Annotated in this window: 24 protein-coding genes; 20 read left to right on the top strand and 4 right to left on the bottom strand. The window is 61.9% G+C overall.

Annotation, left to right across the window (positions count from 1 at the left end):
• Nucleotides 1–7 precede the first annotated feature (7 nt).
• From pyrF to AC02Y0_RS17100, 4 genes are all read left to right on the top strand, one after another.
• Nucleotides 8–712 (top strand): orotidine-5'-phosphate decarboxylase, encoded by a 705-nt coding sequence (pyrF, locus tag AC02Y0_RS17085; RefSeq protein WP_476380047.1) that lies wholly within the window; start codon nucleotides 8–10, stop codon nucleotides 710–712.
• Between the two features lie 26 nt (nucleotides 713–738).
• Nucleotides 739–1,026 carry a DUF1330 domain-containing protein gene (locus AC02Y0_RS17090; protein ID WP_476380048.1) on the top strand — a complete coding sequence of 96 codons (288 nt, stop codon included), beginning with the start codon at nucleotides 739–741 and terminating at the stop codon, nucleotides 1,024–1,026.
• 131 nt (nucleotides 1,027–1,157) lie between these two features.
• Nucleotides 1,158–2,138, top strand: a complete 981-nt coding sequence (locus AC02Y0_RS17095) for a complex I NDUFA9 subunit family protein (RefSeq protein WP_476380049.1) — start codon at nucleotides 1,158–1,160, stop codon at nucleotides 2,136–2,138.
• Between the two features lie 204 nt (nucleotides 2,139–2,342).
• On the top strand, nucleotides 2,343–2,501 hold the full coding sequence (locus AC02Y0_RS17100) for a hypothetical protein (RefSeq protein ID WP_167494938.1): 159 nt from the start codon (nucleotides 2,343–2,345) through the stop codon (nucleotides 2,499–2,501).
• Between the two features lie 63 nt (nucleotides 2,502–2,564).
• On the opposite strand, the gene AC02Y0_RS17105 is transcribed toward AC02Y0_RS17100, so the two are convergent.
• Nucleotides 2,565–3,371, bottom strand: coding sequence for an undecaprenyl-diphosphate phosphatase (locus AC02Y0_RS17105; RefSeq protein WP_476380050.1), 807 nt, complete (start codon nucleotides 3,369–3,371; stop codon nucleotides 2,565–2,567).
• Nucleotides 3,372–3,512: 141 nt separating this feature from the next.
• Between AC02Y0_RS17105 and AC02Y0_RS17110 the strand changes: the two genes are divergently transcribed.
• The 13 genes from AC02Y0_RS17110 to guaA all read left to right on the top strand — a co-directional run bounded on the left by AC02Y0_RS17110 (nucleotide 3,513) and on the right by guaA (nucleotide 16,831).
• Entirely contained in the window at nucleotides 3,513–4,205 is a 693-nt protein-coding gene (locus AC02Y0_RS17110; RefSeq protein WP_102020714.1) for a glutathione S-transferase family protein, read from the top strand.
• Nucleotides 4,206–4,216: 11 nt separating this feature from the next.
• Complete coding sequence (gene queG, locus AC02Y0_RS17115) at nucleotides 4,217–5,371, top strand: tRNA epoxyqueuosine(34) reductase QueG (RefSeq protein WP_476380051.1); 1,155 nt, start codon at nucleotides 4,217–4,219, stop codon at nucleotides 5,369–5,371.
• 3 nt (nucleotides 5,372–5,374) lie between these two features.
• A complete protein-coding gene (locus AC02Y0_RS17120; RefSeq protein ID WP_476380052.1) occupies nucleotides 5,375–6,256 on the top strand; it encodes an SDR family oxidoreductase in 882 nt (293 codons plus the stop codon).
• A gap of 370 nt (nucleotides 6,257–6,626) precedes the next feature.
• Nucleotides 6,627–6,989: a septal ring lytic transglycosylase RlpA family protein gene (locus AC02Y0_RS17125; protein ID WP_476380053.1), complete on the top strand. Its 363-nt coding sequence runs from the start codon at nucleotides 6,627–6,629 to the stop codon at nucleotides 6,987–6,989.
• A gap of 104 nt (nucleotides 6,990–7,093) precedes the next feature.
• On the top strand, nucleotides 7,094–8,386 hold the full coding sequence (locus tag AC02Y0_RS17130; RefSeq protein WP_476380054.1) for an RsmB/NOP family class I SAM-dependent RNA methyltransferase: 1,293 nt from the start codon (nucleotides 7,094–7,096) through the stop codon (nucleotides 8,384–8,386).
• Nucleotides 8,387–8,509: 123 nt separating this feature from the next.
• Nucleotides 8,510–9,790, top strand: coding sequence for an imelysin family protein (locus AC02Y0_RS17135; protein ID WP_476380055.1), 1,281 nt, complete (start codon nucleotides 8,510–8,512; stop codon nucleotides 9,788–9,790).
• 47 nt (nucleotides 9,791–9,837) lie between these two features.
• The gene (locus AC02Y0_RS17140) at nucleotides 9,838–11,364 is read left to right on the top strand and encodes a di-heme oxidoreductase family protein (protein ID WP_476380056.1); all 1,527 of its coding nucleotides are present in this window, start codon (nucleotides 9,838–9,840) and stop codon (nucleotides 11,362–11,364) included.
• Nucleotides 11,364–12,470, top strand: coding sequence for an imelysin family protein (locus AC02Y0_RS17145; protein WP_476380057.1), 1,107 nt, complete (start codon nucleotides 11,364–11,366; stop codon nucleotides 12,468–12,470). Before AC02Y0_RS17140 ends, AC02Y0_RS17145 begins: the two co-directional genes overlap by 1 nt.
• A gap of 1 nt (nucleotide 12,471) precedes the next feature.
• Entirely contained in the window at nucleotides 12,472–13,548 is a 1,077-nt protein-coding gene (locus tag AC02Y0_RS17150) for a DUF1513 domain-containing protein (protein WP_476380058.1), read from the top strand.
• A 39-nt stretch (nucleotides 13,549–13,587) separates the two neighbouring features.
• Nucleotides 13,588–14,040, top strand: coding sequence for a TspO/MBR family protein (locus AC02Y0_RS17155; RefSeq protein WP_476384067.1), 453 nt, complete (start codon nucleotides 13,588–13,590; stop codon nucleotides 14,038–14,040).
• Nucleotides 14,041–14,107: 67 nt separating this feature from the next.
• Nucleotides 14,108–14,557 carry a PaaI family thioesterase gene (locus tag AC02Y0_RS17160; protein WP_444558527.1) on the top strand — a complete coding sequence of 150 codons (450 nt, stop codon included), beginning with the start codon at nucleotides 14,108–14,110 and terminating at the stop codon, nucleotides 14,555–14,557.
• The gene (locus tag AC02Y0_RS17165) at nucleotides 14,554–15,192 is read left to right on the top strand and encodes a 5'-methylthioadenosine/S-adenosylhomocysteine nucleosidase (protein ID WP_476380059.1); all 639 of its coding nucleotides are present in this window, start codon (nucleotides 14,554–14,556) and stop codon (nucleotides 15,190–15,192) included. Before AC02Y0_RS17160 ends, AC02Y0_RS17165 begins: the two co-directional genes overlap by 4 nt.
• Before the next feature lie 76 nt (nucleotides 15,193–15,268).
• A complete protein-coding gene (gene guaA, locus AC02Y0_RS17170; RefSeq protein ID WP_148168436.1) occupies nucleotides 15,269–16,831 on the top strand; it encodes a glutamine-hydrolyzing GMP synthase in 1,563 nt (520 codons plus the stop codon).
• 74 nt (nucleotides 16,832–16,905) lie between these two features.
• Here the strand turns inward: guaA and AC02Y0_RS17175 are convergent, their stop codons facing one another.
• Complete coding sequence (locus tag AC02Y0_RS17175; RefSeq protein ID WP_476384068.1) at nucleotides 16,906–17,469, bottom strand: methylated-DNA--[protein]-cysteine S-methyltransferase; 564 nt, start codon at nucleotides 17,467–17,469, stop codon at nucleotides 16,906–16,908.
• Between the two features lie 171 nt (nucleotides 17,470–17,640).
• On the opposite strand from AC02Y0_RS17175, the gene AC02Y0_RS17180 reads away from it, so the two are divergent.
• Both AC02Y0_RS17180 and ybaK read left to right on the top strand, forming a co-directional pair.
• On the top strand, nucleotides 17,641–17,988 hold the full coding sequence (locus AC02Y0_RS17180; RefSeq protein WP_476380060.1) for an ArsC family reductase: 348 nt from the start codon (nucleotides 17,641–17,643) through the stop codon (nucleotides 17,986–17,988).
• Nucleotides 17,989–17,992: 4 nt separating this feature from the next.
• Entirely contained in the window at nucleotides 17,993–18,466 is a 474-nt protein-coding gene (gene ybaK / locus AC02Y0_RS17185) for a Cys-tRNA(Pro) deacylase (protein WP_476380061.1), read from the top strand.
• 5 nt (nucleotides 18,467–18,471) lie between these two features.
• Here the strand turns inward: ybaK and AC02Y0_RS17190 are convergent, their stop codons facing one another.
• The gene (locus AC02Y0_RS17190; protein ID WP_476380062.1) at nucleotides 18,472–19,056 is read right to left on the bottom strand and encodes a hypothetical protein; all 585 of its coding nucleotides are present in this window, start codon (nucleotides 19,054–19,056) and stop codon (nucleotides 18,472–18,474) included.
• Nucleotides 19,057–19,122: 66 nt separating this feature from the next.
• On the opposite strand from AC02Y0_RS17190, the gene AC02Y0_RS17195 reads away from it, so the two are divergent.
• On the top strand, nucleotides 19,123–20,373 hold the full coding sequence (locus tag AC02Y0_RS17195) for an aminopeptidase (protein ID WP_476380063.1): 1,251 nt from the start codon (nucleotides 19,123–19,125) through the stop codon (nucleotides 20,371–20,373).
• A 79-nt stretch (nucleotides 20,374–20,452) separates the two neighbouring features.
• On the opposite strand, the gene AC02Y0_RS17200 is transcribed toward AC02Y0_RS17195, so the two are convergent.
• Nucleotides 20,453–20,806 carry a hypothetical protein gene (locus AC02Y0_RS17200; RefSeq protein ID WP_476380064.1) on the bottom strand — a complete coding sequence of 118 codons (354 nt, stop codon included), beginning with the start codon at nucleotides 20,804–20,806 and terminating at the stop codon, nucleotides 20,453–20,455.
• Between the last annotated feature and the right edge of the window lie 215 nt (nucleotides 20,807–21,021).

Genomic DNA, 21,021 nt, shown 5'->3' on the forward strand with positions numbered 1-21,021 from the left:
CTTTGTCTTGAGCGCACGTCACCGTCTCATCGTCGGACTGGATGTTCCGACAGTCCAGGAAGCGGAGCGCGTCGTCTCGACGCTCGGCGACAGCATTTCCTTCTACAAAATCGGCTACCAGCTGGCCTTTGCCGGCGGCCTGGAATTCGCTCGCGATCTCGCGAGAGAGGGCAAGCAAGTCTTCCTCGACATGAAGCTGCTCGACATCGACAACACGGTGGCGTCTGCGGTCGAGAATATAGCGCGCATGGGCATGACCATGCTGACGCTGCATGCTTATCCGAAGGCCATGGCAGCCGCCGTGAAGGCGGCCGAAGGCTCCGGCCTCTGCCTGCTCGGCGTCACCGTGCTCACGTCGATGGACGAGCAGGATCTGACAGATGCGGGCTACGAATACGATCCACACACTCTTGTACTACGGCGCGCTGAACAGGCGCGTGCCGCCGGCATGGGCGGGATCGTCTGCTCGGCCGAAGAAGCATCTGCGGTGCGTGGCATCGTCGGGCCGAAAATGGCGATCGTCACCCCAGGCATCCGGCCGGCCGGTGCCGACAAGGGCGACCAGAAGCGTGTCATGACGCCATCGGACGCGATTGCGGCCGGCTCCAGCCATCTCGTCGTGGCGCGACCGATCGTCAAGGCCGAAGATCCGAAGGCAGCTGCGCTTGCGATCCTCGCCGAGATGGACGAAGCGTTGCTCAAGCAGCATTAAGCACAGCCGATATGGGAGGAGAGACCATGGCCAAGGGATACTGGATCGCACGCGTCGATATCCGCGATGCGGAGCGCTACAAGGATTATGTCGCCGCCGCAAAGCCGGCCTTCGAGACATATGGCGCTAAATTCCTCGCACGCGGCGGTGCCTATACCCTGCTTGAGGGTGATGGGCGGGCGCGCAACGTGGTGGTCGAATTCCCATCGCACCAGGCTGCCGTGGATTGCTACAACTCGCAGGAATACCAGATTGCCGCCAAGATTCGCCAGGAAGTGGCGGATGGCGAGATCGTGGTTGTCGAAGGCATCTGAGCCCTTCCTTGCCGACAGCGGAATCTCCCCAGGGTGCGGCTTTGACGGGCCTTTCCCCGGTCAGACGATTCGGCTAAGAGAGGCCAGATCGCGCATATCGTATGCGTCCATACAGTTCAGGGGAGCCGTCCATGACCTTGTCCAACCTTCCGCCGCTCGTCACCGTTTTCGGGGGCTCGGGCTTCGTCGGTCGGCATGTGGTGCGCACGCTCGCCAAGCGGGGCTATCGCATTCGCGTTGCCGTTCGTCGCCCTGATCTCGCCGGCTTCCTGCAACCGCTCGGCAATGTCGGCCAGATCTCCTTCGTTCAGGCCAACCTGCGCTACCGCTCGTCGGTCGATGCCGCCGTCCAGGGCGCAGACCATGTCGTGAACTGCGTCGGCATCCTGTTCGAAAGCGGTCGCAACGGCTTTGATGCCGTGCAGGATTTTGGCGCCCGTGCTGTCGCGGAGGCCGCCCGCTCGGTTGGCGCAACGCTGACGCATATCTCGGCGATCGGCGCCGACGCCAAGTCGGACTCGGTTTACGCTGCCACCAAGGGTCGCGCAGAAGCATCCGTGCAGTCGATCCTGCCTGACGCCACCATCCTGCGTCCTTCGATCGTTTTCGGCCCTGAGGACGGCTTCTTCAACAAGTTCGCTGCCATGGCCCGCATCGCGCCGGCGCTCCCGCTGGTTGGCGGTGGCAAGACGAAGTTCCAGCCGGTCTATGTAGAAGATGTCGCCGAAGTCGTGGCACGCGCCGTTGATGGCTCCATCGCACGCGGCAAGATCTACGAACTCGGTGGCCGTGACGTTGCAACCTTCAAGCAGTGTCTCGAGATGATGCTCGAGATCATCGGTCGCAAGCGCGCCCTCGTCACGCTGCCCTTCGGTATCGCCTCGCTCATGGGCAGCATCGCCTCTGCCGTGCCGCTGATCACGCCGCCGCTCACCAGCGACCAGGTCAAGCTCCTGAAGAAGGACAATGTCGTTTCCGCCGCGGCCAAGGCGGAAGGGCGCACGCTCGAAGGTCTCGGCATCCAGCCGGTAACGATGGCGGCAATCCTGCCGACCTACCTCGTGCAGTACCGCGTGCATGGCCAGTATACGGGATCCGGCAAGGCGGCGTGAGCCGCCTTTTCCGGCGCTTCCGATCGGCTGCAACCTGCACCAGCGTTGCACAAAAGACGCAGCTAAACAAAGACCTGCGTTAACTCAGGATAAAGCAAGTTCGCCTATTGATGGCGATCGTGGCAATGCGTAAAGACTGGCCCCCAACGGCCGGCCGGCAGCGGTTGCCGGCCCCTTATTTCAGACAGTCTCAAGAGGCATTTCATGGGCAAGTCCATCGCACTGTTCTTCGCATGTGCGGCGCTGGTTATCATCGCTGGCTCCTTCGTCGCGCCGACCACGGTTGCGGCCCGCAAGGACAATTGCTCGCCTGCCTATGGCATCGACCCCTGCTCGACGGCATCCATCCCGTCGACCAACTGATCCGACAAAATCAAAAGGCCGCCCAATTGGACGGCCTTTTTGCTTGTCGTGAACGTTTCGACTTCAGCCGAAGACGAGAAGTCCAACGATACCGGCTGTGCCGACGGCAATCCGCCACCAGGCGAAGGGCGCATAGCCCCGTTTCGAGACGAAATTCAAAAGCCCCCGCACCACGAAGAGCGCCGACACAAAAGCGGCCACGAAGCCGATCCCGATGATCATGGTGTCGTCGACCGTCAGCGCATTCCGGTTCTTGTAGAGATCGAGCGTGAAAGCGCCGAGCATGGTCGGCATGGCGAGGAAGAAGGAAAACTCCGCCGCCGAGCGCTTGTCGGCGCCGAGAAGCAGCGCGCCGACAATCGTGGCGCCCGAACGTGAGGTGCCGGGGATCATCGCCACACACTGGCAAAAGCCGATCTTGAGCGCCAGCGACAGCGGATATTCGGTAACGTCGTGATATCGGGGCTTCAGCGGCAGACGGTCGATCCAGAGCAGGACGAAGCCGCCCAGGATCAGTACGATGCAGATGAGCATCGGTGTCTCGAAGAGCACGGTCTTGATGAAATCATGCGCGATGACACCGATCACGGCAGCGGGCAGGAAACCCAGAAGGACAGCACCGACAAAGCGGCGGCTCTCAGCACTTGTCGGCAGCGACAGCGCGATGCCTAAGAGCTTGGCGAAGTAGACGCTCAGGATCGCCAGGATCGCGCCCAGCTGGATAAGGACCGCAAAGGTGTTGCCGGGCGATTCAAAGCCGAGGAAATGCCCGGCCAGCAGGACATGAGCGGTGGAGGATACCGGCACGAACTCGGTCAGGCCTTCAATCAGGCCAAGGACCAGCGCGCTGATAATCGATTGATCTTCCATGAGGTCTCCTTCTAGGGGAAGGCAAAGTGATTTGCTTGTATTGCGGGAGCCGAAACCCTATAGCTTGGAAGCCGCGCTGATGACCAGCCGCTTCGACAGCCTGCGCTGCGGCCACTGAAAATTCCGAGAATCCGAGTTCCGATGCCGACCCTGTATCATCACACGATGTCCACCGCGTCCCGTTTCATTCGCCTGGTTCTGTCCGAATACGGCTTCCAGACGGATCTGGTGGAAGAACAGACCTGGGAGAAGCGCAAGGAGTTCCTCGCCTTCAACCCGGCCGGCACGCTGCCCGTCTATGTCGACGACAATATGCGGGCTCTTTGCGGTCCGATCATCATTTCCGAATTCATCGACGAGACGCATGGCGTCTTGAAGCGCGACCGGCGGCTCTTTGCGGAAGATCCGTTCCAGCGCGCCGAGATCCGCCGGCTGACGGAATGGTTCCTGCAGAAGATGGAGCAGGACGTGACGAAGCCTCTCGTGCGCGAACGCGTGCACAAGCTGATCATTCCGAACGGCCTCGGTGGCGGTGCGCCGGATTCTAAGGTGCTGCGCACGGCGCGGTCCAATATCCGCCATCACATGAAGTACCTCACCTGGCTGTCGGGCTCGCGCCAGTGGATCGCCGGTGAGCGTTTGAGCTATGCGGATCTTTCGGCCGCCGCCGCCGTTTCCGTGCTCGACTATCTTGGCGAGATCGACTGGAACGAATTCCCGGTTGCCAAGGAGTGGTATCAGCGGATCAAGTCGCGGCCGTCCTTCCGTCCGCTGCTCACCGAGCGCGTGCGCGGCATCACGCCGGTGTCGCACTACGCCGACCTCGACTTCTGACGGTTACTGTCATGGACGAGCCGCAGATCGATCCCAAGATCCGGAAGCGGCGGGCAGATCTCACGCGGTTTCTGCGCCAGGAGGCGGAAGCTCAAGGCTTCGATCTCTGTCGCATCACGCTGCCGGATGCCATTCCCGAAGCACCAGCCCGGCTCGACAGCTTTCTTGAAGCCGGCCGTCACGGCACCATGGCCTGGATGGAAGAGACCAGGGAGCGCCGCGCCGATCCACGCGTGCTGTGGTCCGAGGTGCGCTCCATCGTGATGTTCGGCATGAATTATGGCCCGGACGAGGATCCGCGCCTGCTGCAGGCGAAGCCGGAGAAGGCGGCCATCTCCGTCTATGCTCGCAACCGCGATTATCACGACGTCATCAAGGGGCGCCTCAAGGAGGTGGCGACACGCTTTGCCGCTCGCGCAGGCGCAGACGTCAAGGTCTTCGTCGACACGGCACCCGTGATGGAAAAGCCGCTCGCGGCGTCAGCCGGCCTCGGCTGGCAGGGCAAGCACACCAATCTCGTCAGCCGCGACTTCGGCTCCTGGCTCTTTCTCGGCAGCCTGTTCACCACGGCGGAACTCGAAATCGACGAAGCCGAGCGCGACCATTGCGGCTCTTGCAGGGCCTGTCTCGACGCTTGCCCGACAGACGCCTTCCCCGCGCCTTACCAGATCGATGCGCGGCGCTGCATTTCCTACCTCACGATCGAGCACAAGGGGCCGATCGACAGGGCGCTTCGTCCGGCCTTCGGCAATCGCATCTATGGCTGCGACGACTGTCTGGCGGCCTGTCCCTGGAACAAGTTTGCCGCGGCCGCCCGCGAGATGAAGCTCGTCGCGCGCGACGACCTGAAGGCGCCTGATATCGCCTTCTTCCTGACGCTGGACGATCCCACTTTCCGCACCTATTTCAGCGGCTCGCCGGTCAAACGGATCGGGCGGGATCGCTTCGTGCGCAATGTGCTGATTGCAGCCGGCAATTCCGGCTCTGCCGATCTGGCGCCCGCCTGCGAAGCGCTGCTCGAGGATATCTCGGCGGATGTGCGCGGCATGGCGGTCTGGGCGCTGTCGCGGCTTTTGACCGACGAGGGTTTCCAGAGGCTCCGGATGGGGCATCTGGGACAAGAAACGGACGAGACAGTCCGACAGGAATGGATGACGGGGAGCTGACGCATGCGTTTGATGATTTTCGGAGCGGGATATTCGGGCAAGGCCATCGGCAAGCTTCTCGGCAGCGAGGGCGCCTCGGTCGCTGGGACCACACGGAGTGTCGAGAAGGGCAAGGCGCTCGAGGAGATGGGCATCCGACCCTTCGTCTTCGACGGTGCGAGCCTGTCGGAGCCACTTCGCGCCGAGCTCTTGGAGACCACGCATCTCGTTCAGTCTATCGCCCCCGGCAGCGAAGGCGATCCGCTGATCCGCCTCTGCGGACAGCCGGGCATCAAGGCTTTGATGCCGAAGCTCGAATGGATCGTCTATCTCTCCACCGTCGGGGTCTATGGCGATCATCAGGGCGCCTGGGTCAACGAAGAGAGCGAGCTCAAGCCCGTCTCGGTGCGCTCGGTAGAACGCGTCGATGCCGAGCAGGCCTGGCAGGTGGTGGCGGCGCGTGCCGGACTGCCGCTTTCGATCCTGCGGCTCTCCGGCATTTATGGCCCCGGTCGCAACACCTTCATGAACCTGGCCAACGGGACTGCCCGCCGGCTCGTGAAAAAGGACCAGGTGTTCAACCGTATCCGCGTCGAGGATATCGCATCGGCGACCGCCTTTCTCGCCGGCCCGAAGACCGGCGGGATCTTCAATGTCACCGACGACATGCCCTCCCCGCCGCAGGACGTGGTGACCGAAGCTGCCCGGCTGATGGAGATGGATGCACCCGCCGAACAGCCGTTCGAGACGGCAGAGCTGACCCCCATGGCACGCTCCTTTTACGGCGAGAACAAGCGGGTTTCGAACGCCAAGATCAAGTCGCTCGGATTCAACTTCCAGTACCCGAATTACATGATGTCCCTGGCCGATCTACTTGGCTCCGACACATGGAACCAAAGGGGCTAAAACCGCGTTTCACGGGGTCAAACTTTGCGCTCAGAGCGCCAGAAAGCCTACGCAGAAGAGCGTCTGGCCCCGTCCGCACCACAATTTAGGCAGCAAATATGGCGGATGAGCAAAATTTTTCTTCAGCGATTCCGTGAATGGCGCAAACGGTGGAATCGTGAGTTTTTAATTCCGCGAAGAGTCATGGAATCAAACGATTTTTCCGTAAAATTCATATTTCGTTAAGGTAAAGATCCAACTCACGCTCATCACGAATGTTACATTATGTAACGTTTCGTGATCGAACATGGGCACGTTTTTGCCATTTTTGACCCTGCCTAGCCGATGCCACGCAAAAAACCGCTCGTGTCAACGACTAGGGACGTAAAACTTGACGATCAACCGACGCTCTATTTTCGCCGCTGCAACTATTGCTGCACTCTGTGCTTTCGCGCCTCACAGTGCAAATGCGAAGTCTTCCTGCGGTGGCGCCTCCTGGTACGCCCTGCATTCGAAGACCGCTTCCGGCGAACGTATGAACCCGGCCAAGCTGACGGCAGCCCACAAGAGCCTGCCCTTTGGCACGAAGGTAAAGGTCACCAATGCACGAAGCGGCAAGAGCGTCGTCGTTCGCATCAATGATCGTGGCCCCTTCATCCGTGGCCGTGTGCTCGATCTCTCCAAGGCTGCGGCACAGAACATCGGCATGATCCGCTCTGGCCACGCCAAGGTCTGCTACGAAATCCTGGGCTAAGTGCCCCCACCTCCGGGAGCGGCGATCGATCAGTCGGGCTTTAGGCGCTTGCTCTTGCCCGTGATCGCCGCTACCACGCTCTCTTCTTTCAGAGGAGAATAACCATGCGTCTGGGCGGCCGTCTTGCCGGTGCGATCGAAGTCTTGAGCGATATCGAGACCCGTCGCCGTCCCGTTGCCGATGCCCTCAAGGATTGGGGCCTTTCGCATCGCTTTGCCGGCTCCGGCGATCGTGCGGCTATCGGCAACATTGTCTACGACGCACTGCGCATGAAGCTCTCCCATGCCTGGCTGATGGATGACGACAGTGCCGGTTCGCTCGGCTGGGCCGTTCTCTTGCGCCAATGGGGCATGAGCCTTGAGGCTCTGCAGGCCGATTTCGAAGGCGACAATTTTGCGCCCACGGCCCTGACCGAAAGCCAGATCCAGGCCTTTTCGAGCCGCGATCTCGCCGACGCCCCCTTGCATGTCCAGGCCGACATTCCCGACTGGGTGCAGCCATCCTTCGAGCAGGCCTTCGGGGACGACTGGCTCGCCGAGGCACAGGCGCTGGCCACGCGCCCGACGCTTGATCTGCGCGTCAACACGCTGAAGGCCAATCGCGACAAGGTCTTGAAGGCGCTCGATCGTTCCGGTGCCCAGGCCTCGCCGATCGCGCGCTTCGGCATGCGCGTGCCGGCCGGCGAAGGTCCGTCGCGGCTGCCGAACGTCACGGCCGAACTCAGCTTCCAGAAGGGCTGGTTCGAAGTGCAGGACGAGGGTTCGCAGATCGTTGCCGATCTCGTGACGCCGCGCGAAGGCGACCAGGTGCTCGACTTCTGCGCCGGTGGTGGCGGCAAGACGCTCGCCATGGCGGCTGCCATGAACAACAAGGGCCAGGTTCACGCCTATGACGCCGACCGCAAGCGGCTGGCGCCGATCATCGAGCGGTTGAAGCGCGCCGGCACTCATAATGTCCAGGTCCATGACAGCACCAAGGGGCTTTCAAGCCTTAAGGAACGCTGCGACCAGGTGCTGGTCGATGCGCCCTGCACCGGTACCGGCACATGGCGTCGTCGTCCCGACACCAAGTGGCGCCTGACCGACCGGAACCTGCAGGAACGCGTGGCGCAGCAGCAGGAGGCGCTCACCGAGGCCTCGACCTTCGTCAAGCCGAATGGCTCGCTGCTCTATGTCACCTGTTCGGTGCTGCCGGAAGAAAATGACCGCCAGGTTCAGGCCTTCTGTGAGGCCAATCCGAGCTTCGAGATCGTGTCCGTGGTTGAGGACTGGACGCGTCTCTTCGGCGCCGCCGCCCCTAAGCCGCGCTCTGCGGATGGCAAGACGGTCACGCTAAGCCCCGCCAGCATGGACACCGATGGCTTCTTCTTCTGTCGCATGCGCCGTCGCCCGACCTGATTTGACCATCGTCAAGTCCAGCGGTTGTTTCTTATAGTCGACTGTTTGACACCAGTTTCTTTTTGCGCGAAGACATGGCCGTCCGTTCAATACGAGGCGCCATCGGCGCCGCAGGGAGACACCATGATCCGGAAATCCGTCATCGGCGCATCGATCGCGCTGCTGGTCACATCGGCTGCCATCTTCGCTGGTCCGGCGCTCGCCGCGCCGGCACCCAAGGACGTGCTGACCCACTATAGCGCGCTGGCTGAAGCCAAGTTCCAGGATGCGCTTTCGACCGCCAAGGCACTCGACGCCGCCATCGACGCGCTGATTGCCAAGCCCAGCGACGAAACGCTGAAAGCTGCGCGCGCGGCCTGGATCGCCGCCCGCGTGCCCTATCAGCAGACCGAGGTCTATCGCTTCGGCAACTCGATCGTCGATGATTGGGAGGGCAAGGTGAATGCTTGGCCGCTGGATGAAGGCCTGATCGATTACGTCGATGCTGCTTACGGCACCGAAAGCGACGGCAACGCGCTTTACGTAGCCAACGTCATCGCCAGCCCGAAGGTCAAGATCAACGGCGAAGAGGTCGATGCCTCCCAGATCACGCCGGAGTTTCTTGCCGAGACGCTGCATGAAGCCGGCGAAGTCGAAGCCAATGTCGCAACCGGCTATCATGCCATCGAATTCCTGCTCTGGGGCCAGGACCTGAACGGCACCGGTCCGGGTGCTGGCAACCGCTCCTTTACCGACTATGACACGGCCAATTGCACCAATGGCAATTGCGACCGCCGCGCCGCCTACCTCAAGGCCGCTTCCACGCTGCTGGTCCAGGACCTGGAAGAGATGGTCGCTGCCTGGGCGCCCGAGGGCGAAGCGACGAAGGCTGTTCTCGCAGACGAGCAGAAGGGCATCTCCGCGATCCTTACCGGCATGGGTTCGCTCTCCTACGGCGAACTCGCCGGCGAGCGCATGAAGCTCGGCGTACTGCTGCATGATCCGGAAGAAGAGCATGACTGCTTCTCCGACAATACGCATGCCTCGCATCTGAACGACGCCATCGGCATCGCCTCTGCCTATACCGGCGAATACACCCGCGTCGACGGCACCAAGCTCACCGGCCCGTCGCTCTCGGAGCTGGTTGCCGCCAAGGATGCCGCACTCGATGCGGAGATGAAGGGCAAGCTTGAGAAGACGCTCAATGCCATGAATGCCATGGCCGAGCGCGCTCAGACCAAGGAAGCCTATGACCAGATGATTGGCGAAGGCAATGCCGAGGGCAATGCCACCGTGCAGGCCGCCATCGACGGCCTGATCGATCAGACCCAGACCATCCAGCGCGTCATTGCGTCGCTCGATCTCGGCACGATCGAGCTTGAAGGCTCCGACAGCCTTGATAATCCTGGCGCGGTCTTCCAGTAAGCAGCAAAGGCGGGCCGCCCCTTTCAAGGGAGCGGCCCGATCCCATCATGAGAACTCGCAAGGCCATCCTCGCCGGCCTCGGCATGCTTTTGACGACGGGCCTCACGACCTCGCCCGTTGCCGCCGGAGAGGCTGCCGGGCGAACCGATCTGACGCCGAAGGACAAGTCCCGCGTCATCGCCGTGACCCGTCCGACTGGCGACTTCAGCAAAGCCGAAAGTTTCGAACTGATGCAAGGCGGGGCCGGCACGTCTCCACGCGGCGTGAGCGCGGACTCCTTCTCCGATTTTTCCGCCAATATCACCTTTGCCGAGGAGCAGGAGTTCAAGCTCGGCAATGCGCTTTTCCGCAAGCTCTGGGTCTCCTCCCCCTCCTCCACTCAAGCGTCCGACGGTCTCGGCCCCCTGTTCAATGCGCGGGCCTGTCAGAGTTGTCACCTGAAGGACGGGCGCGGCCACCCGCCGGAGGGCGACCGCGACCATACCTCGATGTTTTTCCGCCTGGCGCGGCCGGCCGCCACGGCAGAGGAACAGGCAAGGCTCGACCGGATCGACATCGCCTCGCTGCCCGACCCCGTCTATGGCGGCCAGCTTCAGGACCAGGCGATCCCCGGCATGGCAGCCGAAGGGCGCATGGTGATCACCTATACCGAAGAGCCGGTAACCCTATCAGGCGGCGAGACGGTGATGCTACGTCGCCCGAGCTATTCCGTCAGCGATCTGAATTACGGGCCACTCGATCCGGGCACGGTGCTGTCGCCACGCATCGCCAATCCAATGATCGGGCTCGGCCTGATCGAAGCGATCCCGGAGGAAGACATCCGGGCGCTGGCCGATCCCGACGACCTCGATGGTGACGGCATATCCGGACGCGCGACCCGCGCCCGCGATCACCGCACGGGTGAGATCAAGCTCGGCCGTTTCGGCTGGAAGGCGCAGAATGCCTCGGTGCGCGATCAGAGCGCCAGCGCCTTTGCCGGCGACATCGGCATTTCGACGCCTGACGATCCCAGGCACTTCGGCGATTGCACCGAAAAGCAGACCACGTGTTTCGAAGCCGCCACCGGCGTTCAGCCCCGACTGGGCGATACCGAAGGACCTGATCCGGTGCTCGATCTCGTGACCTTCTACGCGAAGAACCTGGCCCTACCGAAGCGGCGCAACGTGGACGATGCACAAGTCCTTCGCGGCAAGGAGATCTTCTACGCCAGCGGCTGCATCGCCTGCCACCATCCGAAATTCGTCACCAGCCGCAAGGCGGAGAACAAGGCGCAGGCCTTTCAGCTGATCTGGCCCTATTCCGATTTCCTGCTGCATGACATGGGCGAAGGCTTGGCCGATGGCCAGGCCGTGGGCGATGCCACCGGGCGGGAGTGGCGCACGCCACCGCTCTGGGGTATCGGTCTGACGCAGGTGGTCAGCGGCCACAGCTTCTTCCTGCATGACGGCCGGGCGCGAAATCTGACCGAGGCCATTCTCTGGCATGGCGGGGAGGCAGAAGCCGCCCGCGATGCCTTTGCCGCCGCCAACCTTGAGGACCGCAAGGCCCTGATCACGTTTCTGGAGTCTCTCTGATGCGGTTTTTCACGCGCCTTGCCCTTCTCTCCACGATGTTGCTGCCCTTGCCCGCCCTGGCGCAGGAATCGAACTCGACCGTCGGCGTGCTTGACGCAGCCAAGGTGCCGGCCGTGATGGCCCGAGCCGTTGACGGTTTCATCCGTCCCGGCTACCGCCATTTCACCGAAGAGGCTGCGACCATGGAGGAATCCATGGCCATGCTGTGCGAGGCGCCTTCGACCGAGAGCCTCTTGAATGCGCAGTCGACCTTCGGCGATCTCGTCGAAGCCTGGTCGCGGATCGAGATCGTGCGCGTCGGCCCTGTTCTCGACGACAACCGCTTCGAGCGAATCCTGTTCTTCCCCGATCGCAAGGGCACCGGGCTGAAGCAGGTTCAGGCAGCCCTCGCCAAGCCAGACGCGAGCGTCACCTCGGTTGAGACACTAAAGGGTAAGAGCGTTGCCATGCAGGGGCTGGGCGCGCTGGAATTCGTGCTCTTCGGAACCGGTTCGGAAACGCTGACGGCCACCGAAGGCAATTACCGCTGCCAGTATGGCACGGCGATCGCTGCCAACCTGCAGCGCCTCGGCTCGGAACTCTCCGCCGCCTGGGATACGCCCGATGGCGTCGCTGCCGCCTGGAAGGCACCGGGACCCGACAATCCGCTCTACCGCGACGAGGCGGAGGCCGCCAAGGAACTGCTCGGCGTGCTCGTGCATGCGGCCGAGACGATCCGCGACCAGCGCATCGAGCAATTCTACAAGGGCGACCCGAATAAGGCCCTCCCGCGCCAGGCGATCTACTGGCGCTCGGGCAATACCTTCCGGTCGATTACTGCCAATATCGAAGCTGTACGCGCGCTGCTCGACACCTCGGGCATGGTCGAGCTCCTGGCCGATGGCAATCGCTCGGTCGTCTCCTCGACGGACTTCGTCGCCCGCTCGCTGTCGCGTGTCTCGGGCGATATCAAGCCGGATGTGGCGAAGGTCTTCGAGGATCCGGCCCAGATCGCCAAGCTCGACTTCCTGCTGCTCAACAGCCGCGACCTGATCCTCCGGCTCAACAACGATCTCGGTGGCGGCATCGGACTTGCCGCCGGCTTCTCGTTCTCCGACGGCGACTGAGATGATATCAACGCCGCTGATCGATCGCCGTGTCTTCCTGCGCTCCGCCGGCCTCGCTTTCGTCGCTGGGCTTGGCGCCCGGTCGGCCTTTGCGCTTGAGCGTACGGATGCGGTCTATGCCAGTGGCCTCAAGCGCCCCGACGGCAGATTTGCCATCGGGCTGGTCAGCGAGGCGGGCGGCCTGATCGACGAGATCGCGCTGCCGGGCCGTATCCACGGGCTCTGCCATAGTGCTGCAAACGGGCTTTCGGTGGCCTTTGCACGCCGGCCCGGAACCTTCGCCGTCATCTTCGATGCCAAGAAGGCTGTTGAGCCGCGCATCATCGCCGCTTCGGAAGGCCGCCACTACTTCGGCCACGGCGCCTTTTCGCCCGATGGCCGTCTCTTCTATGCGAGCGAAAACGACTTCGATGCCAATGCCGGCGTGATCGGGATCTATGACTGCATTTCCGGCTTCGAGCGCGTCGGCGAGGTTCCGGCCCATGGCATCGGCACGCATGACATCGCCGTCACGGCAGACGGCCTGCTGGTTATCGCCAATGGCGGGATCGAGACGCATCCGGATTTCGGCCGCACCAAGCTCAATCTCGACCATATGGAGCCCTCGCTGGTATTGGCCGATGCCAAGACCGGCGCGCTGATCGAGAAACACACACTGCCCCCGGAACTCCGCCAGCTCTCCACGCGGCATCTCGATGTGGCCGCCGACGGCCGGATCTGGTTCGCCTGCCAGTATGAGGGGCCGCGCACCGATCGGCCGCCGCTTGTTGGATATTTCTCAAAGGGTGAGCCGGTTTCCTACGTGCAATTGCCTGACGAGACGACGGACCGGCTCGGCAATTATGTCGGCGCCATCGCCGTCAACCGGGCAGAAGGCCTCGTCGGCATCGCCTCCCCGAAAAACGGGCTCTGGGCCGTACTCGATGGCAAGGATGGGCGGCTGATTTCGGAGACCGTGCTGGCGGATGCGGCCGGCATTGCCCCCTCGCCAAAGAGTTTTGCCGTCTCCTCCTATCGCGGCGATTTCCTCGATCGAAAAAGCTCCGTCGCCTGGGACCAGCATATCATCCGCCTCTGAAGGCTGGCAGAACCCGCCGTGGAACACTAGATGACATCCATGTCCAAGATCCTGAGCTACGTCCTCTTCATCGGTTTCGTCGTCGGCGCAGGCCTGCTGGCGGGCCTCACCAATATGCCTGGCGACTGGTACCAGTCCCTCGAAAAGCCCTTCTTCAATCCGCCACCCTGGCTCTTCGGTCCGGTCTGGACCACGCTCTACGTGCTGATCGGCATAGCTGGCGCCCGGATCTGGCAGCGCGCGCCCAAGTCGGCGGCCATGCAGCTCTGGTTCGCCCAGATGGCCTTCAACCTGATGTGGTCGCCCTCCTTTTTCGGCCTGCAGAACCCGGAATTGGCGCTTGCCGTCATCGTGGGCATGCTGGTGACGATCATTGCCTTCATGGTAAAGGCCCGGCCCATCGACCGCATCTCGACGCTGCTCTTCGTGCCCTATCTTGCCTGGGTCACCTTCGCCGGCATTCTCAATCTTTCCATCGCCTGGCTGAACTGAATTTGCCGTTCGGCGGCTTGCCTGCCCCGAACGACCATGCCAATTTCGCCGCCGAAGGGGACAAGGCATGGTGGACTACGATCAGGAGACCGTCGAGGCGCGGATTCGGCAGAGTTTCGCGCGCCAAGGGGCGATGGAGACTTTGGGCGCATCGCTGTCGCGCGTCAGCCCAGGCGTTGTCGAGATCGAGCTCGAATATGACCGCAAGCTTACCCAACAGCACGGTTTTCTGCATGCCGGCGTGATCTCCGCCGCACTCGACACCGCCTGCAGTTATGCGGCCTACACGGTGACGACGCCTGAGGTCTCCCTGCTCACCATCGAATTCAAGGTCAACCTGATGTCGCCGGGGCGCGGCGAGCGCTTCCTATTTCGCGGCGAGATCACCAAGCCCGGCTCCAACATCATCGTTGCCGATGGTCGCGGCTATGCGCTGACCGACGGGCCGGCCAAGCTGATTGCCTCGATGACCAGCACGATGATGGTCATCCGCGGGCGGGAGGGGATTTCCGGATGACCTACGAGATGAAGTCGATCGCCGGCAAAAGCGTGCTGTTCGTGATGGCGGCGGATGCCGAATACGGCGTCTTCCTGCGCACCCGCATCTCACCGCTGATGACCGGCGTCGGACCGGTCGAAGCCGCCGTCGTGCTGACGAAGGAACTCGCCCGCCTCTCCAGCCATGACGACCTGCCGGACCTCGTCGTCTCGCTCGGCTCGGCTGGATCCGCGACGCTGGAACAGGCGGAGATCTATCAGGTCTCGGCCGTCTCCTATCGCGACATGGATGCCTCCGCCTTCGGTTTCGAGAAGGGCAAAACGCCGTTTCTCGATCTTCCCATCTCCGTCGAATTGCCGCTGCGCATTCCGGGCATTCCGGCGGCCACGCTGTCGACCGGTGCGAATGTCGTTTCGGGTGCTGCTTACCAGTCGATCGACGCAGAGATGGTCGACATGGAGACATTCGCGATCCTGCGCGCCTGCCAGAGCTTCGGCATTCCCTTGATCGGTTTACGCGGCATCTCGGATGGCCGCCACGACGTCAACCACATCGACGACTGGACGCAATATCTGCATATCATCGACAAGAAACTGGCGCTTGCCGTCGACGGCCTGCAGACGGCGCTGGAAGACGGCGTCTTCTGGTTCTGAGCAGGCGCACAAAAAATCGAGATTCTCTGGGCATTCTGCCATTGAAAGATGGGCCCGTTTTCTTTAAAGGCTCGCCATGACCCAGACAGCACATCCCGACAGTGTTCTCATCGTCGATTTCGGCAGCCAGGTAACGCAGCTGATCGCCCGCCGCGTTCGTGAATCCGGCGTCTATTGCGAAATCGTCCCCTTCCAGTCCGCCGAAGAAGGCTTCCACCGGTTGAAGCCCAAGGCGATCATCCTGTCGGGAAGCCCTGCTTCCACGCTCGATGAGGGAAGCCCCCGCGCGCCGCAGGTGCTGTTCGACAGCGGTCTTCCGATCTTCGGCATCTGCTATGGCCAGCAGACCATGTGCGCCCAGCTCGGCGGCAAGGTCGAAGGCGGCCATCACCGCGAATTCGGTCGCGCCTTCCTCGAGGTCGAACAGGATTGCGACCTGTTCAGCGGCCTCTGGTCGGTCGGCTCGCGCCACCAGGTCTGGATGTCCCATGGCGACCGCGTCACCGCGATCCCGCCGGGCTTCAAGGTGCTCGCCACCTCGGCCAACGCGCCGTTTGCCTTCATCGCCGACGAAGCGCGTAAGTATTACGCCGTTCAGTTCCATCCTGAGGTCGTTCACACCCCCGATGGCGCGAAGCTCATTCAGAACTTCGTGCAGAACATTGCCGGCGTGAAGGGCGACTGGACGATGCATGCCTATCGCCAGAAGGCGGTCGAGCAGATCCGCGCCCAGGTCGGCGACAAGCGTGTCATCTGTGCGCTCTCGGGCGGCGTCGACTCGTCGGTCGCGGCGCTCCTGATCCACGAGGCCGTCGGCGATCAGCTGACCTGCATCCTCGTCGACCACGGCCTGATGCGCAAGAACGAGGCAGCCGATGTCGTTGCCATGTTCAAGGAACACTACAACCTGCACCTCATCCATGTGGATGCCGTCGACAAGTTCGTCGGCGAGCTGGAAGGTGTTTCCGACCCGGAAACCAAGCGCAAGATCATCGGTCGCCTGTTCATCGAGACCTTCGAGGACGAAGCCAAGAAGCTCGGTGGCGCTGACTTCCTCGGCCAGGGCACGCTCTATCCCGACGTCATCGAAAGCGTCTCCTTTACCGGCGGCCCATCGGTGACGATCAAGAGCCACCACAATGTCGGCGGTCTGCCCGAGCGCATGAAAATGCAGCTCGTCGAACCGCTTCGTGAGCTGTTCAAGGACGAAGTGCGCGTGCTCGGCAAGGAGCTCGGCCTGCCCGATAGCTTCATCGGCCGCCACCCCTTCCCGGGTCCGGGCCTTGCCATCCGCTGCCCGGGCGGCGTCACCCGCGAAAAGCTCGACATCCTGCGCGAAGCCGACGCCATCTACCTCGATGAGATCCGTAAGGCTGGCCTCTACGACGCGATCTGGCAGGCCTTTGCCGTTCTCCTGCCGGTCCAGACCGTCGGCGTCATGGGTGATGGCCGCACTTACGAATTTGTCTGCGCGCTCCGCGCCGTCACCTCCGTCGACGGCATGACCGCCGACTTCTACCACTACGACATGGAATTCCTCGGACGGGCTGCCACCCGCATCATCAACGAGGTCCGCGGCATCAACCGCGTCGTCTACGATGTGACGTCGAAGCCGCCAGGCACGATCGAGTGGGAATGAGGCGCAGCCCTTAACGCTGACAGCGACAATAGAACGGAGGGCCATCGCCCTCCGTTTTTTTTCTTGGCCCCTTCTCAAAAGCCGAAAGACTGCTGGGCCGGGGTCGTGTCGGGCAATTCGACACCTTCCAGCTCCAGCATACGCTGCTTGGAGTCCAATCCGCCGGGGGCGGAAAAGCCGCCGATCTTTCGCCCTGCCGCCAGAACCCGGTGACACGGGATGATGAGCGGGATGGGGTTCTTGGCCATGGCCTGGCCGATTGTCCAGGCGCCCGCCGGCCCAAGCTGAAGCTCTCCGGCGAGGCCGCCATAGGTCGTCGTGCTGCCCCAGCCGAGACGGCGGGTGGCGAGAAAGATCTGCCGGAACAAATCCGTCTGGGCAGAGAGGTCAAGAGGCAGGTCGGAGAAGTCGCTGCGTTCACCTTCAAAGTAGCCTCGCACACGATCGATGACGACTGCGATGTCCACGGTCGGAGACAAGCGCTCCGCACCCGTGAAGCGCCGACGAATGGCGCGCTCTGCCTGCTCCGGCTCGTCGCCCGGCAGGTGAAAACCGCAAATGCCTGCATTGGTCCAGGCGATCGCACAGGTGCCACTCTTTGTCTCGAACACCGCAAAAGCGTGGTTGGTCACCATGATCCAGCATCCTCTCCTGACGGTACAAGTTGGCCCGCTCTAGGCGATCGATCAACCCGTTTTATGCCGGGCCTGCAAAGACTTTCCAACGAGTGTGCCGCGAGACCAAGTGGTCGGCTTGCCAGCCGTGTGATCGTCTTGCTATCCGTCGATCCCGAACAGGAGACATGCGGCATGACCACCATCTACGGCATCAAGAACTGCGACACGATGAAGAAGGCGCGCACCTGGCTCGAGAGCCAAGGCGTGGCGCATGACTTCCACGACTACAAGGCCAAGGGCATCGACGCGTCTACACTCGACGGCTGGATCGGCAAAGTCGGCTGGGAAGTGTTGCTCAACAAGGCCGGCACGACGTTCAAGAAGCTCGACGACAGGCAGAAAGAGAACCTCGACGCGGCAAAAGCCAAGGCGCTGATGCTGGAGCAGCCGTCGATGATCAAGCGGCCGGTGCTGGATGTGGACGGCAAGCTCACGGTCGGCTTCAAGCCCGAGATCTATCAGCAGACCTTCAAGGCCTAAACGCATGGCCAAGACCACCCGCGCCACGCAGTTTCTCGACAAGGCCGGCGTCGCCTATACCACCGCGACCTATGACTATGACCCGAATGTCGAACGCATCGGGCTGCAGGCGGCGGAAGCAATCGGCGAGCATCCGTCGCGGGTGTTGAAGACGCTGATGGCGGAGCTCGATGGCAAACCGGTCTGCGTGGTCGTGCCCTCCGACAAGGAGGTCTCGATGAAGAAGCTGGCGAGCGCCTTCGGCGGCAAATCGGCAGCGATGATGAAGCCGGCCAATGCCGAGAAGCTCACGGGCTTCGTCGTTGGCGGCATCAGCCCCTTCGGCCAGAAAAAGCAGGTGCCGACGGCCATCGAGATCTCGGCCATGGATGAGGCGCTCGTCTACATGAATGGCGGTCAGCGCGGGTTGCAGGTGCGGCTCTCGCCGCAGGATGCGTTGAAGGCTCTTGGCGCGATTGCGGCGCCGCTGGTTACCTGAGCGAGCTAAGGCTGACCCTCTGAGACACTAAGAATCGCGGATCTTAGGGACCAGCCTTGCGGTATGTTATCCTTATCGGGAAGCTGCAATACTTTTCGCCCCTCTAATCGTGCGTCCCGCAGCGGGCCACTCTTAATGGCATCAGACGTCACGACAACCGATTCGATTGATCTCGCAGCGAGCGCACGATCTGCTTCATCTTTATAGAGCTTAGTTTTTGGCCTCTTACTGCTCGCCTTTATCGGAACCGTTTTCCAGTATTCATGCTCATCCTGAGTGGCCCACCTAACGTCGTTTTCAAAGCCTCCGAAACGCCGCTCGCTCTCGGGAAGGCCAGGCTCATCAAATCCAAGGATTCTTTCCGTGCGAACATTGCACTTTTTGCGGGTCAATTGAATAAACAGATGAAGCTGAGGGTTCTTCGCCTCCAGTGGCGGGATCTCCATTTCAGATTCTCGAGCAAGCCAGACTTCGAACTGGTCTGCAGGCAGCTCCACTGCCAGATCAAGCTGGTGGAAAAACAGAAAATCCCACCAATTGTTATCTAGATACACCTTTATCATTTCTGCCCGACTGCCATCTAAGATCACACGCCCCTTCTTCGATAAGTTAAATATGGCTCGATCGAAGGACAGAACACCAGCCTGGAGTATTGCATGACCCTCCCCGATCTCTCCGCCTCCATCGATCCAGTCAAGCTCAACAAGCTCGCCGAGGTGGCGATCAAGGTCGGGTTGCAGTTGCAAAAGGGCCAGGACCTTGTGCTGACGGCTCCGCTGGTCGCCGTGCCGCTGGTGCGACTGATCACAGAGCACGCCTACAAGGCTGGCGCCTCCACGGTCACCACCTTCTATTCCGACGAGGAGACGACGCTTGCGCGTTATCGCCATGGTCACGACGAAAGCTTCGATCGCGCACCGAACTGGCTTTATGACGGCATGGCCAAGGCCTATGAGAACGGGGCCGCCCGTCTGGCAATCGCCGGCGACAATCCGCTGCTGCTGTCGCAGGAAGACCCTGCCAAGGTGGGCCGCGCCAACAAGGCGACCTCGATCGCCTACAAGCCGGCGCTGGAGCACATCTCCAATTTCGACATCAACTGGAACATCTGCTCCTATCCGAACCCGTCCTGGGCGAAGCTCGTCTTCCCTGACATGCCGATCGAAGAGGCCGTGCGCAAGCTGGCGGACGCCATCTTTGCTGCCTCGCGCGTCGATCGCGACGATCCGGTCGCGGCATGGGCCGAGCACAATGGGGAACTGAGGAAGCGGTCGACCTGGCTGAACGGCGAGCGCTTTGCTGCCCTACACTTCACCGGCCCCAGCACGGACCTGAAGGTTGGCCTCGCGGATGGTCACGAATGGCACGGCGGTGCTTCCACGGCGAAGAACGGCGTGACATGCAATCCGAACATTCCGACCGAGGAAGTCTTTACCACCCCGCATGCGCTGAAGGTGGAAGGACATGTCTCCTCGACCAAGCCGCTTAGCCACCAGGGTACGCTGATCGACAATATCCAGGTGCGCTTCGAAGGCGGCAGGATCGTCGAGGCCAAGGCTTCCAAGGGCGAGGCCGTGCTCAACAAGGTGCTGGACACCGACGACGGCGCACGGCGCCTCGGCGAAGTGGCGCTCGTGCCGCATTCCTCGCCGATCTCGGCCTCCGGCGTGCTCTTCTACAACACGCTGTTCGACGAGAATGCCTCCTGCCACATCGCCCTCGGCCAGTGCTATTCGAAGTGCTTCCTGGATGGCGCCTCGCTCAGCCAGGACCAGATCAAGGCGCAGGGCGGCAATTCCTCGCTGATCCACATCGACTGGATGATCGGCTCGGACAAGGTCGATATCGACGGCATCCGGGCGGATGGCTCGCAAGTGCCGGTTATGCGCAAGGGCGAGTGGGCTTAAGCCCCCGCCTCAGCAACAGACAACAAAAAACCCCGTCCTGTCGCCAGGGCGGGGTTTTGTTTTCAGCGCTTCGGGTCGATCAGCGATAGTAGACGACCTTGCCGCCGTTGAACGCGGTCTGTACCCAGAGCACATTGTGCGGGGCAATGCCGCGAACTTCGAGGGCGGCCGACAGGCTCGGGTCTTCCGTCACCATAGCCTGTGCCAGACGCATGCTGTTACCGGTCGGGTAGATGGCCTGCTGCGGGTAGGTGTGGCGATCAAAGCCGCCGCGATCAACGCGAATGGCGGTGACATTGCCGTTGTACTGCTTGCCGAACAGGATTTCGCGGGGTGTCCAGCCGCCGGCTTCGACATAGGTCGCGGCCTGGGCTGAAACGCCACCGACAGTGGCCACAGCCAAAGCTGCGGCGAGAACAAGTTTCTTCATCATGGTCATGCTCCGTTTGACCGGATGCTTGGGAGCACATCCGGCTTCAGGCGCAGATGTGGCAATGATGAAGATAGTTGTCTAGTATAATCACATGAGATTGATCGATTGCGCGCAATCGATCTTCACATCATCGATATTTAGATCGCGGGGGCCACCGACTGTCGCGATGGCCTGTCTTCACGGATGGGCTCGATCGCTCATCCGACAGCTTGGCG

This window comes from Allorhizobium sp. nf9_anc (assembly GCF_056323085.1).